The organism is Pseudomonas sp. Pseusp88, assembly GCF_047303955.1.
Lineage (GTDB): Bacteria > Pseudomonadota > Gammaproteobacteria > Pseudomonadales > Pseudomonadaceae > Aquipseudomonas.
In genome coordinates this window covers 19614-33930 of sequence record NZ_JBGLYM010000007.1, presented here as the reverse complement: position 1 = coordinate 33930, position 14317 = coordinate 19614, and the positions used below count along the sequence as shown (strand labels likewise).

Annotated in this window: 13 protein-coding genes; 2 read left to right on the top strand and 11 right to left on the bottom strand. The window is 60.3% G+C overall.

Going from position 1 to position 14317, the window contains the following annotated elements:
- Window positions 1-145 precede the first annotated feature (145 nt).
- The 3 genes from tsaB to ppc form a co-directional block, all read right to left on the bottom strand.
- Window positions 146-820, bottom strand: a complete 675-nt coding sequence (gene tsaB, locus ACCD02_RS11430; protein ID WP_413301423.1) for a tRNA (adenosine(37)-N6)-threonylcarbamoyltransferase complex dimerization subunit type 1 TsaB — start codon at window positions 818-820, stop codon at window positions 146-148.
- Between the two features lie 88 nt (window positions 821-908).
- Complete coding sequence (gene adk, locus ACCD02_RS11425; protein ID WP_413301421.1) at window positions 909-1562, bottom strand: adenylate kinase; 654 nt, start codon at window positions 1560-1562, stop codon at window positions 909-911.
- Window positions 1563-1840: 278 nt separating this feature from the next.
- Window positions 1841-4480, bottom strand: coding sequence for a phosphoenolpyruvate carboxylase (gene ppc, locus ACCD02_RS11420; RefSeq protein ID WP_413301841.1), 2640 nt, complete (start codon window positions 4478-4480; stop codon window positions 1841-1843).
- A 276-nt stretch (window positions 4481-4756) separates the two neighbouring features.
- On the opposite strand from ppc, the gene ACCD02_RS11415 reads away from it, so the two are divergent.
- A complete protein-coding gene (locus ACCD02_RS11415) occupies window positions 4757-5179 on the top strand; it encodes a DUF4398 domain-containing protein (protein ID WP_259105800.1) in 423 nt (140 codons plus the stop codon).
- 57 nt (window positions 5180-5236) lie between these two features.
- Window positions 5237-6019, top strand: coding sequence for an OmpA family protein (locus ACCD02_RS11410; protein ID WP_413301419.1), 783 nt, complete (start codon window positions 5237-5239; stop codon window positions 6017-6019).
- Window positions 6020-6281: 262 nt separating this feature from the next.
- On the opposite strand, the gene ACCD02_RS11405 is transcribed toward ACCD02_RS11410, so the two are convergent.
- The 8 genes from ACCD02_RS11405 to ACCD02_RS11370 form a co-directional block, all read right to left on the bottom strand.
- Window positions 6282-6611 carry a hypothetical protein gene (locus tag ACCD02_RS11405; RefSeq protein WP_413301417.1) on the bottom strand — a complete coding sequence of 110 codons (330 nt, stop codon included), beginning with the start codon at window positions 6609-6611 and terminating at the stop codon, window positions 6282-6284.
- On the bottom strand, window positions 6604-7464 hold the full coding sequence (locus tag ACCD02_RS11400) for an alpha/beta hydrolase (protein WP_413301838.1): 861 nt from the start codon (window positions 7462-7464) through the stop codon (window positions 6604-6606). The genes ACCD02_RS11405 and ACCD02_RS11400 overlap by 8 nt, the downstream gene beginning before the upstream one ends.
- 150 nt (window positions 7465-7614) lie before the next feature.
- On the bottom strand, window positions 7615-8892 hold the full coding sequence (locus ACCD02_RS11395; protein WP_413301415.1) for a flavohemoglobin expression-modulating QEGLA motif protein: 1278 nt from the start codon (window positions 8890-8892) through the stop codon (window positions 7615-7617).
- A gap of 32 nt (window positions 8893-8924) precedes the next feature.
- The gene (locus ACCD02_RS11390) at window positions 8925-9482 is read right to left on the bottom strand and encodes a hypothetical protein (protein WP_413301836.1); all 558 of its coding nucleotides are present in this window, start codon (window positions 9480-9482) and stop codon (window positions 8925-8927) included.
- A 122-nt stretch (window positions 9483-9604) separates the two neighbouring features.
- The gene (locus ACCD02_RS11385) at window positions 9605-10324 is read right to left on the bottom strand and encodes a TetR/AcrR family transcriptional regulator (RefSeq protein ID WP_413301413.1); all 720 of its coding nucleotides are present in this window, start codon (window positions 10322-10324) and stop codon (window positions 9605-9607) included.
- 203 nt (window positions 10325-10527) lie between these two features.
- Window positions 10528-12030 carry a lysine--tRNA ligase gene (gene lysS, locus ACCD02_RS11380; protein ID WP_413301411.1) on the bottom strand — a complete coding sequence of 501 codons (1503 nt, stop codon included), beginning with the start codon at window positions 12028-12030 and terminating at the stop codon, window positions 10528-10530.
- Window positions 12031-12103: 73 nt separating this feature from the next.
- Window positions 12104-13199, bottom strand: a protein-coding gene (prfB, locus tag ACCD02_RS11375) for a peptide chain release factor 2 (RefSeq protein ID WP_413301409.1) whose coding sequence is annotated in 2 segments (ribosomal slippage) — window positions 12104-13126 and window positions 13128-13199 — 1095 coding nt in all. Because the reading frame shifts where the segments join, the coding sequence is not laid out codon by codon here.
- Between the two features lie 98 nt (window positions 13200-13297).
- Window positions 13298-14302 (bottom strand): diguanylate cyclase, encoded by a 1005-nt coding sequence (locus tag ACCD02_RS11370; RefSeq protein ID WP_413301407.1) that lies wholly within the window; start codon window positions 14300-14302, stop codon window positions 13298-13300.
- Window positions 14303-14317: the final 15 nt, after the last annotated feature.

Here is a 14317-nt window from a genome sequence, read left to right as displayed (position 1 = left end):
TCCGAACGATAACTAGACCACACATCTTGAAAAAGAGTTCAGGCAGGGGCTCTGAATCGCGGGTTTGGCGATGAAAGGTCGCTTATCGACGAAGTTAGGCCGATAAGTGCTATTGCATCGCCATTACCATGCTATCGGCCTGATATCACCGCGCTTTAGGCGTCGCGACCTGATCGCGCAGATAAACCGGCTGAGCCTGATCGGCGACGATCGCTTCACCACGCCGCCAGGCGAAGGTCGCCAGGGTCAGCAGATCCTCAGCGTGGGGCAGCAGGCTGGCGTCCATGGCAGTGGGTTTGACGGCGATGCGCTCGGCATAGCCCCAGCCGGTGCCGGAACCGAACCACTCACCGCTGGCGTCCACCGGCAATGCGGCGCGCTCTGGCGGCAGGACGGCTTCGCTGCCCAGCAGGTGCATCTCCCCACTGACTTCGTGATAGCAGCCCCAATACACCTCATCCATACGTGCATCGATGGCTGCGGCCACCTGGCGAACGCCGTGCTCGCGATAAGCGCGCTGGGCCAGTACCGCCAGGTTGGACACCGGCAATACCGGGCGCTCCAGACCAAAGGCCAGGCCCTGAACCACACCAATGGCGATGCGCACGCCGGTAAAGGCACCCGGACCGCGGCCAAAGGCAATCGCATCCAGAGCATTCAGGCCAATACCGGCTTCGGCCAGCAGGGTCTTGATCATCGGCAGCAGGCGCTGGGCGTGCAGGCGTGGAATCACCTCATAGTGGCTCAGCACCTTGCCGTCATGCAGTAAGGCAACCGAACAGGCTTCAGTGGCGGTATCCAGGGCCAGCAGGGTGGTCATCGGGGGTATCCATGGTCGATAAAAAAGTGCGCCATTGTAAACGCAAAACGGCCCGCAAGCGGGCCGTTGTTCACTACTGGCGTTTCTCTCAGCGAGGCTGGAGGGCTTCGAGAACCTTGGCAGTTATCGACTCAACCGAACCGACGCCTTCAATGTGGCTGCACTTGGGTGTGCCGTCCTGGGCTTCGAGCTTCTCGTAGAAATCCACCAGTGGCTTGGTCTGGGAGTGGTAGACCGACAACCGGTGACGAACAGTCTCTTCGACGTCGTCCTTGCGCTGTACCAGCGCCTCGCCCGTCACATCGTCCACGTCTTCGACTTTCGGCGGATTGAACGTGGTGTGGTAGACACGGCCGGAACCTTCATGCACACGACGACCGGAAATACGCTGGACGATTTCTTCGTCATCAACCTTGATCTCGACCACGAAATCGATGGCCAGGCCAGCGGCTTTCAGGGCTTCAGCCTGTGGAATGGTGCGCGGGAAGCCGTCGAACAGGCAGCCACCAGCACAGTCAGGCTGGCTCAGGCGGTCCTTGATCAGGCCGATGATCAGGTCATCGGATACCAGGCCGCCGGCGTCCATCACGCTCTTGGCTTTCAGGCCCAGCTCGGTGCCAGCCTTGACCGCTGCGCGCAGCATGTCGCCAGTGGAGATTTGCGGAATGCCGAACTTCTCGGTGATGAACTTCGCCTGAGTACCTTTACCGGCCCCCGGAGCTCCCAACAGGATTACGCGCATCGATGTGCTCCTCAATTTTTATATAAAAACGCAGGATTCGCCTCTTGGGGCCAATCGCTAAAAACAGGTCTCGGCCAAACGGCCAAAGGCTGATCAAGATACACAGCAGACACAGGTGGCACAAGCCGCCTAAGGTCGCACTAACCGAAGGTACAATAGCCGCTATATGGTAGTGGATTAACCTGCGACGCCCTGACCCGCCATTTTTTTGGCGATCCACCACCCCTTGCCAGACAAGGCCTTGGCGTACCTTGTCTGACAATAGTCGGAAAAACGACTCAGCCGGTGTTGCGCAACCCAGCGGCAATCCCCGCAACAGACACCAGTAAAGCCTGTTCCAACGGGCTGTCCAGACGCGCTTCGCGAGTTCGTGAACGGGCCAGCAGTTCGGCCTGAAGCAAGTGCAGCGGATCCAGGTAAATATTGCGCAGGCCAATGAAATTCAGAGTAGCCGGGCTGTGGGCCAGCAGTTGCGTCTGCCCGGTCAGGCCCAGCACAACCTGGCACGCCTGCGACAATAGGTCGCGCAAATGCGAGCCCAAATGGCGCAGTCCAGGCTCCACCAGACGTTCGTCATACATCTGCGCAATATCGCTGTCGGCCTTGGCCAGCACCATCTCCAACATATCGATACGCGTGCGGAAGAACGGCCAGTGCTCACGCATCTGCCCCAGCAGCTTGCCCTCGCCCCGCTCCAGAGCCTTGCTCAATGCGGACTCCCAACCGAGCCAGGCGGGCAGCATCAGGCGAGTCTGGGTCCAGGCGAAGATCCACGGAATCGCCCGCAGACTTTCAACCCCGCCTTCACGACGCTTGGCCGGACGGCTGCCCAAGGGCAGGCGGCCGAGTTCCTGTTCGGGCGTGGCCTGGCGGAAATACTCGACGAATTCGGGGTTTTCCCGCACCACCGCGCGGTAGGCGCTGACCCCATCGGCGGCCAGTTGGTCCATCATCTGGCGCCACGCCGGCTCCGGCAGCGGTGGAGGTTGCAAGGTCGCTTCCAATACCGCAGCCAGGTACAGGTTCAGGTTCTGCTCGGCGATGTCCGGCAGGCCGAACTTGAAGCGAATCATCTCGCCCTGTTCAGTGGTGCGGAAACGCCCCGCCACCGAACCCGGCGGCTGCGACAGGATCGCCGCATGGGCAGGGCCGCCGCCACGTCCAACGGTGCCGCCGCGACCATGGAACAGCAGCAGTTCGACCTGTTGCGCACGGCAGATTTCCACCAGTTTTTCCTGGGCCCGGTACTGCGCCCAGGCCGCCGCCGTCGTACCGGCATCCTTGGCCGAGTCGGAATAACCGATCATCACTTCCTGAGGGCCATGCAGGCGTGCGCGATAGCCCGGCAGGCCCAGTAGCTGCTCGATGACCGGCCCGGCGTTATCCAGGTCGGCCAGGGTCTCGAACAGTGGCACCACACGCATCGGACGCAGCAGCCCGGCTTCCTTGAGCAGCAGTTGCACCGCCAGCACGTCCGAGGCGGCCCCGGCCATGGAAATGACGTAGGAACCAAGGGACGCCTCGGGGGCCATCGCCACTTCACGGCAGGTCGCCAGTACTTCGGCCGTATCCGCTGCCGGTTTGAAATGGCTGGGCAGCAAGGGTCGCCGGTTATTCAGTTCGCGCAGGAGAAAATCGATACGCGCCTGCTCGTCCCAGTCTTCGTAGCGACCCAGGCCGAGGTAGTCGGTGATTTCGGTCAGTGCCGAGCGATGACGGGTCGAATCCTGACGCACATCCAGGCGCACCAGAAACAGGCCAAAAGTGACGGCCCGACGCAGACAGTCGAGCAACGGACCATCGGCAATCACGCCCATACCGCACTCATGCAGCGAGCGATAGCACAGTTGCAATGGCTCCAGCAGCTCGCGATTGCTGTGCAGGACCGCTTCCGGCGCCACTTGCGTGCTGCTCAGGGAGCTATGCGCCCAGTTGCGGGTGGCGCGCAGGCGCTCGCGCAGTTGCTTGAGTACGGCGCGATAAGGCTCGGCGCTGTCGTCACCCACCGCCGAACGTAATTCGTCGCTGGCCTGTTGCATGGACAGTTCGGCAGCCAGTTGATCAACATCGCGCAGGTAGAGGTCGGCTGCCATCCAGCGTGCCAGCAGCAAGACTTCCCGGGTCACAGCGGCGGTGACATTGGGGTTGCCATCACGGTCGCCGCCCATCCACGAGGCGAAACGGATCGGGGCGGCTTCCAGGGGCAGGTGCAGGCCGGTTGCGGCATGCAGAGCCAGGTCAGCCTTGCGCAGGTAATTGGGCACGGCCTGCCAGAGGGAATGCTCGATCACTGCAAAGCCCCACTTGGCTTCATCCACCGGGGTTGGCCGGGTGCGGCGAATCTCTTCGGTGTGCCAGGCCTCGGCGATCAACCGCTGCAGACGCTGGGTGATCTGTTCGCGCTCGGCACCGCTCAGGTCACGGTGGTCGAGGGCCGCAAGTTGCGCGGCAATGGCGTCGTATTTCTGGATCAGCGTGCGGCGCGCCACTTCAGTGGGATGCGCAGTCAGCACCAGTTCGATTTCCAGTTTGCCCAGTTGCCGGGCCAGGGCTTGCGGCGCCTGGCCGGCGGCTTTAAGGCGCTCCAGCAACTGCGGCAGGATCACCGATTCGAACGGTTGTTCCTGGGACTCTTCGCGGCGGCGAATCAACTGATATTGCTCGGCGATATTGGCCAGGTTGAGGAACTGGTTGAACGCCCGCGCCACCGGCAGCAACTCATCCTCGCTCAGACCGTCGAGGCTGGCACTCAGTTGCTCAGTGCCGGCCGCCGAGCCACGTCGACCGGCCTTGGCGCCCTTGCGGATGCGCTCGATGGTCTCCAGAAAATCCGCGCCACGCTGCTCGCGGATGGTGTTGCCCAGCAGTTCGCCGAGCAGGTGGACGTCTTCACGTAAACGCACATCGATATCGGCCATGGTCCCTTTTTCCTTGTTGTCGATGGACGAACAGATCAGCAAATCGCCTTCCAGAATGACCACAGCGCCTGGCAGATACAAGTACATCAAGGCAATCAGGGTCGATGAAAAACGCGTCAAAAGATCAACGTCAAAAGTATGAAAGGGAATAAAAGCTGACTGTTTAGTGGGAAATAACTCTGAACTATTCAAAAACCCGGCAGGTCCCAGCCAATAACCATGACAGGGAACCTTTTTACCCCGGTCATGGAAAATCGAGATTTCTGGAGCAACACAATGGAGTTGACCACCATGACTACCAGCACAGCCAAATCCACGTACTCACGCCTTCGCGGGCTCAAGTTGGCCGCGTTGGCGGTGGGCGCCAGCTTCGTTCTCGCCGGTTGCGCAGGCAACCCACCGACCGAACAGTACGCCGTGACTCAGTCCGCCGTGAACAGCGCCGTGAGCGCCGGTGGCCCTGAATACGCCGCCGTGGAAATGAAATCCGCCCAGGACAAATTCAAGCAGGCCGAAGTGGCCATGCACGATCAGAAATATGACGAGGCCCGTCGCCTGTCCGAACAAGCCGAATGGGATGCCCGGGTAGCCGAGCGCAAGTCCCAGGCGGCCAAGGCGCAGAAAGCGCTGGATGACGCGCGCCAGGGAGTCAATGAACTGCGTGAAGAAAGCATGCGCCAGGTGCAACCGGCGCAATAAGCCGCCGTGTTCCGCGACGCTTTCATGCATTCACTATCGATTTGAAGGACGAATATTATGCGTAAGCAATTGATGATCCCTGCCCTGCTGGCCCTGAGTGTTGGTCTGGCTGCCTGTGCGACGCCGCCCAACCAGAATCTGGAACAGGCCCGCGCCAACTTCACCGCGCTGCAAAGCAATCCTCAGGCGACCAAAGTGGCCGCTCTGGAAACCAAAGACGCCAGCGACTGGCTGGACAAGACCGATATGGCCTACCGCAATCATGAGAATGAAGCCAAGGTCAATCAAATGGCCTACCTGACCAATCAACGGGTAGAACTGGCCAAGCAGACCATTACCCTGCGCTCCGCTGAAGAAGAGCTGAAAAACGCCGCTGCCCAGCGCGCCCAGGCGCGCCTGGATGCCCGCGACGCGCAGATCGCCGCGCTGAAAAACAGCCTTAACGCCAAACAGACCGAACGCGGCACCCTGGTGACCTTCGGCGACGTGCTGTTCGACTACAATCGCGCCGAACTCAAGCCCAACGGCCTGACCAACGTCAACTCGCTGGCCCAGTTCCTTCAGCAGAACCCGGACCGCAAGGTGATTGTCGAGGGCTACACCGACAGCACCGGTTCCGCCAGCTATAACCAGTCACTGTCCGAGCGTCGCGCCGACTCCGTGCGCATGGCGCTGATACGCATGGGTGTCGACCCGGCCCGTATCGTGGCCCAGGGTTATGGCAAGGAATACCCGGTTGCCGACAACACCAGCAACTCGGGGCGCGCACAGAATCGTCGGGTGGAAGTGACTATTTCCAACGATAACCAGCCAGTGGCGCCACGCTCTTCGATGCACTGACAAAACGCCCCCCATCCCTGTATGGGGGCGCCTTGAATGAGAGTAATTACGTGGGAGCGAATTCATTCGCGAAGACGGACTTTCAGGCGATAGATGTTTATCGGATGTAATGGCCCCTTCGCGAATGAATTCGCTCCCACAGTATTCGCTCTTGCGCCCTGCCAAGTGTTTGCTGCGCGGCAGCATGGCGTTGAAGACGGAGCAGGATCTCCTACAGGAATTCGCTTCCACAGAATTCCATCCTGCCGTTGATTCCCGCGCTCTAAGGCAACACCTTCTTCGGCGTCTCCTCTCCCGCGCAACGAACCGCCTGCTTCTTCTCGTTGATCAGCACCCCCGACAAGCCTTTCTTCTCTGTATTGAACAGCACCAGCACGCCGTCAATACACTGTGCCACTTCCACGGCAGGTTCAATGGCGATCTTGTATTCCTCCCCCGGCGCGGCCATGAGCATGGTGAACTGGTTGAGCAGCAGGGCATCCTCCGGCTTGGCGAAGTGCAGGTAACCGTAGTACCACAGGGCACCCACGGTGCCGATGATGGTGCAGATGCCGGTGATAACCATCGGGATGGCGTTACGTTCTTCAGTCATTAGGGGTCTCAGGCTTGCTCGTTTGCGAATTCGATTCGGGGTAGTTGGGTATCTCGCCCAGGCGGCGCAGACCGTTGAAGTGCTGCGGGTCATCGAGATACCGCAGCATGACCTGGCGCCAGGTGGGGTCGGCAAACGTCTGCACATGGCCGCCACGCGTCAGTTGCAGCACCCGTGGCAGCGGCGCCGCCTTGTACAGGGTGATGCCGTTGTCCATCGGTACCAGGGTGTCGTCCATGCTCTGGAACAGCAACAGGGGCGTCCCTTGCAACTGCGCCATGCCATTGATTGCGCTGTCAGCGTCAGGAATCAGCCAGGACAGCGGCGTCTGCAGGGTCCAGGTCAGCCAGGATGTACCCAGTGTGTAACGCGCTACGTCGCGGTAGCTGGCTGGCGTGCCATCCAGCACCAACGCTTTGAGGCGCTGACGCTGACGAGGATGCTCGGCCAGGTAATGCACCGCCAGCGCGCCGCCGATGCTCTGCCCCAGCACCACCAGCGGTTTGCCCTGGGTTTCGGGGGCACTGTCGAGCCAGTTGAACGCGGCATCGATATCCTGATAGATCGCTGGCAGGCCTGGCTCGCCCTCGGACAAACCGTAGCCGCGATAGTCCAGCAGCAAGACCTGATAGCCCTGCTCCGGCAACCACCAACTGCCACCCAGGTGCCAGGCCAGGTTGCCGCCATTGCCATGCAGGTGCAGCACCGTGCCCTTGACCGCCACACCCTCCTTGGCGGGTAGCCACCAGGCATGCAGATGGGTGCCGTCAGCGGCAGTCAGGGTGATATCGCGGTATTGCAGGTGAGCCTTTTGCGGCGTGAACGGCAAGCCCGGTTCCGGGTAGAACAGCATCGAACTGCAACCACTCAGGGCCAGCAGTATCAGCAGGATGAATGGCTTCAACGGCAGGCCCCTCGATAACGATTACCTGTGGGACCGGCTTTGACCGGAAAGAGGTATTCCCGGCTGAGGTCGGTCCCACAGAAAAAACCCAACAGGCCATCACAGGATATTGGAATAATCCGCCTCGATCCGATCCAGGCTCAGGTGATTGAGGAAGTTGGAGAAACACATCCAGGCCGACAGGGCATTCATGTCGCGGAACTGGTCAGGGAGGTATTTGGGCGGCACTACCAGGCCTTCATCGACCAGTTGGCGCAGGGTCCGCATGTCCTCCAGGGTGGTCTTGCCGCAGAACAGCAGCGGCACCTGTTCCAGCTTGCCCTTGCGCACGGCGAGCTGAATATAGTTGTAAACCATGATGAAACCCTTGAGGTAGGACAAGTCTTTGGTAAATGGCATCCCGTCCGGCACCGATCCACGGAAGACCCGGCTGGCATTGCCATAGCTTTCCGGCATGCCAAAGCCCTGTTCACGATAGAACTCGAAGACCTGCAGGAAATCCGCGCCCTCCTCGGCCATGTGAATGGCGCGGGTGCGGTTGGTCAGTTTGCGCAGGCGACTGGGATAGGAGGCGAAGCCGATGACTTCCATGAGAATCGCCAACCCTTCCTGAGTCACAGTGGACGAAGGCGGCCCCTTGGCGAGGAAGGTACAGATTGGCTGGTTCTGACCATTGAGCGTGGTGCCCACGTGGACCAAGCCTTCATGTACCTCCAGTGCGCGGACGTCGCGTTCGTTGAACATGGCATCGGAACGGATCTTGATGTAATCCGCGCCCGCCGCAGCATCAGCGACGATACCGTCGGACTCGAACACCCGGATGGTTTCCTCGGCCTCGCCGAACACCTTGTTCAGGCGGCTTTGCAGCATGGCCACGGCATCCTTGGCGGTGAGGGTCTTGGCTTCGTCCTTGAGATCGCCGCGCCCGGCAATATTGTTCAGATAATCGGAGAGCATCATGCCCAGGTCGGCCAGGGTCGGATCCCCTGCATGGAAAGCATCGGACGCAGCCCCGTAGAGTTCCTGGGAGATCAGGCCGAAATCCGCGGTGCCCCGGGCTTCAAGCATGCGGATGACCATGCGGTATTCCTTGCACATGCGCCGCATGATCTGCCCTACCGGGCTGAACTGGCCCAGGCGCCGGGTGATGTCACGCTCGATGTTCTGAAACTCCAGTTTCACCGCACTGGAATCGAACGCCAGCGGGCGGCCCTCGTAGTAGGCCCGGTCGACCTTGGGCATGGCCTTGCCCTTGGCGGCGAGGAAGTCCTTGCGAATGCTGTCATCCCACTTCACCGCATCCAGTACACGGATCGGCGTCTGGGCCTGCACGATGCGGTCTGACAATGCTCGAATAGTCTGTTGGTAATCGTCCACCCGCTACTCCTTGGTTGGTCAGCTGTATTGCCCTACTTGGGCACGCGCTGGTAATGCGCGGCATCGAGGAAAACATCGGAATTGGCCGGGTCGTCGAGATAGCCGAAAACCTGCTCCAGGGGGCTGTCGATCAACAATACCTCACCCTTGTCGGTTTCCAGCTTCTGGCCGCTGAGGGCCTTCTGTTCGACCCATTGTTTGAAGCGCTGCGGGTCGAGGCTATAGACCACCATCTGGTCATCCCCGATCAGCTCGAAGCCACCCATGACGAAATGCCCGCCGTATTTGTCCGGCAGTTCGGTCGACAGATACCAGCGCCCGTGATGCTCAGCCACAGTCATGCTGTATTCGTCGCGATTCTTGCGGTCGCCCTTGCGATAGCTCACGGCCCTGTAGCGCCCTTCGCCAACGCGGCTGATCTCCAGCTCCAGGGGTTCGCCCCAGGCGTTCTTGCTGGTCCAGGTGCCCAGCAGCGCCGGGGGTGCGATGTCGTGGGCGGGGATAGTGCCGGTGAAGGTGACGAGGCAGCCGCTTAATGTCACAAGTATCAGGACCACCGCTACTCGCCATATATGCTTGAGACACCCCATCGCCATATCAATCAATGGCATCAGTGGGACCGGCTTTAGCCGGGAAGGCGCATTCCCGGCTAAAGCCGGTCCCACAGTGTGTGCTGTGTGATGGTGCAGTGTCAGCGACACAGCGCGATCTCCTAGGCGGCAGTCCCCAGAACCAGACGCATCTGGCGAGTGAGAATAGCGAGTATTTCGGCATCCGCTTCCGGCTGCGGGCCATGCAACAGGCCTTGATACTCCATCCGCCGGATAATCGCCGTCAACACTTGCGCGTCCTGAAGCGGCTGAGTAGAGCCGATCACCTGTAAAAACTGGCAGGTGCCCTGCAACAGGATCTGTTGATGGGCCGTCACCAGTTCGGCCAGATTGGGGTTGATCAGGGCTTCGTGATGGAAGGCATGTTCGGCGATCAACTGATCGCGGCGGATCAACGACTGGTGGCGAATGTAATCATGGGCCATCACGGCAATCTGGTCAGCCAGCAACGCACGGGCTGCGGCAGTACCGTCACTGCGGGCGACCATTTGGCGCAGGATGACTTCGGTATTGCTCCACAACCGGGCCATATAGGCTGCGCTGCGCTCGACGTAGCGGGAAAAGGCATCGGTGAGCAACGCATCGATGTCCTTGAAGTAATAGGTGGTCGCGGACAGCGGCACATTGGCCTCGGCGGCCACGGCGCGATGGCGTACGGCACGCACGCCATCGCGGATGACGATGCGCATGGTGGCGTCGAGAATGTCCTGGCGACGCTGTTCGCTGCCTTGCCGACTGGCCTTGCGGCCCTGGTAACGGACGCTGTTGGCGACTGCGGTGGCGATACCGGCTGCGCCATTCTGAGCGATCGTGGGGGTCACGACGGGGGTTCCTTTTTTTCTTGTAAATCAAACACAGCTATCTGAATTGGAATGAAGCCTCTGTAGGAGCTGCAAGGCTGCAAATGCGTTGTATCAGGCAAAACCCACTCGCAGCCTTCGGCAGCTCCTCCAGATGATGCGGCGTCATACGATTCATTCCTGCAGGCAAAAAAAAGCCGCCCTGCGCGGGCGGCTTTCTTGTCTTACGCCTGTGGCCGCATGTGCGGGAACAGGATGACGTCGCGAATCGACGGCGAGTTGGTCAGCAACATGACCAGGCGGTCGATACCGATACCTTCACCCGCCGTTGGCGGCATGCCGTATTCCAGGGCGCGGACGAAGTCGGCGTCGTAGTGCATGGCTTCGTCGTCACCGGCGTCCTTGTCGGCCACCTGGGCCATGAAGCGCTCGGCCTGGTCTTCCGCGTCATTCAGCTCGGAGTAGGCGTTGGCGATTTCACGGCCACCGATGAACAATTCGAAACGGTCGGTGACGTTCGGGTTTTCATCGTTGCGACGGGCCAGCGGCGAGACTTCGAACGGGTACTGGGTAATGAAGTGCGGCTGCTCCAGCTTGTGCTCGACCAGCTCTTCGAAAATCATCACCTGCAGCTTGCCCAGACCTTCAAAGCCAAGGACCTTGGCGCCGGCTTTCTTGGCGATCGCACGGGCCTTGTCGATGTCGTTCAGGTCATCAGCAGTCAACTCGGGGTTGTACTTGAGGATCGAGTCAAACACCGACAGACGCACGAAGGGTTCGCCGAAGTGGAACACCTTGTCGCCGTACGGCACGTCGGTTGTCCCCAGAACCAGCTGGGCCAGCTCGCGGAACAATTCCTCGGTCAGATCCATGTTGTCTTCGTAGTCCGCATACGCCTGATAGAACTCAAGCATGGTGAACTCCGGGTTGTGCCGGGTCGAAACGCCTTCGTTACGGAAGTTGCGGTTGATTTCGAAGACCTTCTCGAAACCGCCGACAACCAGACGCTTGAGGTACAGCTCAGGCGCGATGCGCAGGAACATTTCCATGTCCAGGGCATTGTGGTGGGTCTCGAACGGCTTGGCCGCAGCGCCGCCAGGAATGGTCTGCAGCATCGGCGTTTCCACTTCCAGGAAGTCACGCTTCATCAGGAAGCTGCGGATATGGGCGATGACTTGCGAACGCACCCGGAAGGTCTCGCGCACTTCTTCGTTGACGATCAGGTCAACGTAGCGCTGACGATAGCGTTGTTCAGTGTCGGTCAGACCATGATGCTTGTCGGGCAACGGGCGCAGCGACTTGGTCAGCAGGCGCACGCTGGTCATCTCGACGTACAGGTCGCCCTTGCCGGAACGGGCCAGGGTGCCTTCGGCAGCAATGATATCGCCCAGGTCCCAGGTCTTGACGGCGGCCAGGGTTTCTTCGGACAGGGTCTTGCGGTTGACGTAGACCTGGATACGCCCCGTCATGTCCTGAATCACCATGAACGAGCCACGGTTGAGCATGATGCGACCTGCAACCTTGACCGGGATCGCTGCCTCAGCCAGTTCTTCCTTGGTCTTGTCCACGTACTGTTTCTGCAGGTCATTGCAGTAGCTGTCGCGGCGGAAGTCGTTGGGGAAGGCCTGACCCTTGGTGCGCTCGGCAGCAAGCTTTTCCTTGCGCAGGGCGATCAGGGTGTTTTCTTCCTGTTGCAGGGCTTGCGGGTCGAGTTGTTGGTCGCTCATGTCTTTAGATTTTCCATCACAGGTTCGTTGCCCCCGCGTGTGCACGGGGGTCTTGAAGAACGGGGCTGACGGGTTACAGCCCTTGTTTGAGGCTCGCGATCAGGTATTCGTCGATATCGCCGTCCAGCACCTTGTCGCAGTCGCTGCGTTCGATGTTGGTCCGAAGGTCCTTGATCCGCGAAGCATCCAGTACATACGAACGGATCTGGTGACCCCAGCCGATATCGGACTTGGTGTCTTCCAGAGCCTGGGAGGCAGCGTTGCGTTTCTGCACTTCCTGCTCGTACAAGCGCGCCCGCAGCATCTTCATGGCGGTGTCTTTGTTGGCGTGCTGGGAACGTTCGTTCTGGCAGCTGACCACGGTGTTGGTCGGCACGTGGGTAATACGTACCGCCGAGTCGGTGGTGTTTACGTGCTGACCACCGGCACCGGACGAACGATAGGTATCGATACGCAGGTCCGCAGGGTTGATGTCGATTTCGATGTTGTCGTCGATTTCCGGAGAAACGAACACGGCCGAGAACGAGGTGTGACGACGGTTGCCGGAGTCGAACGGGCTCTTGCGCACCAGACGGTGCACGCCGATTTCGGTGCGCAGCCAGCCGAAGGCGTATTCGCCCTTGATATGCACGGTAGCGCCCTTGATCCCGGCGACTTCACCGGCGGACAGCTCCATGATGGTTGCGTCGAAGCCACGCTTGTCGGCCCAGCGCAGGTACATGCGCAGCAGAATGTTGGCCCAGTCCTGGGCTTCCGTGCCGCCGGAACCGGCCTGGATGTCCAGGTAAGCGTTGCTCGGGTCCATATCGCCGCTGAACATGCGGCGGAACTCCAGCTTTTCCAACGCCTCGCGCAGACGCTCGACTTCAGCCGCGACGTCATCGACGGCAGCCTGGTCTTCCTCTTCGGCGGACATCAGCAGCAGGTCCTTGGCATCGACCAGCCCGGTGGACATTTCGTCCAGGGTCTCGACGATCTGCGCCAGCAAGGCGCGCTCGCGGCCCAGGTTCTGTGCGTACTCGGGGTTGTTCCAGACGCTTGGATCTTCGAGCTCGCGGTTTACTTCGGTCAGACGATCATGTTTGTGATCGTAGTCAAAGATACCCCCGAATGGTTTCGGAGCGCTCGGACAGGTCCTTGATGCTGTTTAGGATCGGGTTGATTTCCATGGTGGGCAGCACTCGCAGGCGAAAATTACAAAGCCGACGAGTATACCCTACCGTGCTGATCCATGGCAGCCCGTCGGGACAGAAGCTGGCCCCGTCCTTTAGCCCACCGCCACCCGGTTACGCCCGTTGTGCTTGGCCTGATACAGGCCCTTGTCGGCCTCCTGGATCAGTTGGCGGCTGTTGCTGCCCACACCCGGCGTCAAGGTTGCCACGCCAATGCTCACGGTCAGGTGCGAACCCGGTGCCGGAGCGATATGCGGGATATTCATGGCGGCCACGGTCTGGCGCAGCTTTTCCGCCAGCAGGCGAGCGCCGCCCGGGGTGGTGCTGGGCAGCACCAGGGCAAATTCTTCGCCACCATAACGCGCCGGTAGATCCGACGGACGGGCACAGCTGCCGCGGATGGCCTTCGCCACCTGACGCAGGGCTTCGTCGCCTTCCAGATGGCCGAAGCTGTCGTTATAGGCCTTGAAGAAGTCCACATCGATCATCAGCAGCGACATTTCACTCTGCTCGCGCGTTGCACGGCGCCATTCCAGCTCCAGGTATTCGTCGAAGTGGCGACGGTTGGACAGGCCGGTCAGACCATCGGAATTCATCAGACGTTGCAATACCAGGTTGGTGTCGAGCAACTGTTGCTGGCTGACCCGCAGCGCCCGATAGGCTTCGTCACGTTGCAGCAGGGTCATGTAGGAGCGCGAGTGATAGCGGATACGCGCGACCAGTTCGATGTTGTCCGGCAGCTTGACCAGATAATCGTTGGCCCCGGCAGCAAAGGCAGCGCTCTTGATCAGCGGATCTTCCTTGGTTGACAGGACGATGATGGGGATATCCCGGGTCATCGGGTTGTTACGGTATTCGCGCACCAGGGTCAGGCCGTCCAGACCGGGCATCACCAGATCCTGAAGAATCACCGTGGGCTTGATCTCGATGGCCTGGGCAATGGCTTGATGCGGGTCGGCGCAGAAGTGAAAGTCGATATTATCTTCGTTGGCCAACCCGCGACGCACGGCTTCTCCGATCATGGCCTGATCATCGACCAGCAATACCATGGCGGCATTTTCATCCGAGGCCTTCAGGTCGGCCATTTGCAAGTCATGCATGGGGGTGCTCCTGGT

Excerpts from the sequence above, each read along its gene's own strand:
- ppc (WP_413301841.1), bottom strand. The coding sequence starts at position 4,480 with ATGGCCGATATCGATGTGCGTTTACGTGAAGACGTCCACCTGCTCGGC.
- ACCD02_RS11415 (WP_259105800.1), top strand. The coding sequence starts at position 4,757 with ATGGAGTTGACCACCATGACTACCAGCACAGCCAAATCCACGTACTCA.
- ACCD02_RS11390 (WP_413301836.1), bottom strand. The coding sequence starts at position 9,482 with ATGGGGTGTCTCAAGCATATATGGCGAGTAGCGGTGGTCCTGATACTT.
- tsaB (WP_413301423.1), bottom strand. The coding sequence starts at position 820 with ATGACCACCCTGCTGGCCCTGGATACCGCCACTGAAGCCTGTTCGGTT.
- ACCD02_RS11405 (WP_413301417.1), bottom strand. The coding sequence starts at position 6,611 with ATGACTGAAGAACGTAACGCCATCCCGATGGTTATCACCGGCATCTGC.
- adk (WP_413301421.1), bottom strand. The coding sequence starts at position 1,562 with ATGCGCGTAATCCTGTTGGGAGCTCCGGGGGCCGGTAAAGGTACTCAG.
- lysS (WP_413301411.1), bottom strand. The coding sequence starts at position 12,030 with ATGAGCGACCAACAACTCGACCCGCAAGCCCTGCAACAGGAAGAAAAC.
- ACCD02_RS11400 (WP_413301838.1), bottom strand. The coding sequence starts at position 7,464 with ATGCTGTTCTACCCGGAACCGGGCTTGCCGTTCACGCCGCAAAAGGCT.
- ACCD02_RS11370 (WP_413301407.1), bottom strand. The coding sequence starts at position 14,302 with ATGCATGACTTGCAAATGGCCGACCTGAAGGCCTCGGATGAAAATGCC.
- ACCD02_RS11410 (WP_413301419.1), top strand. The coding sequence starts at position 5,237 with ATGCGTAAGCAATTGATGATCCCTGCCCTGCTGGCCCTGAGTGTTGGT.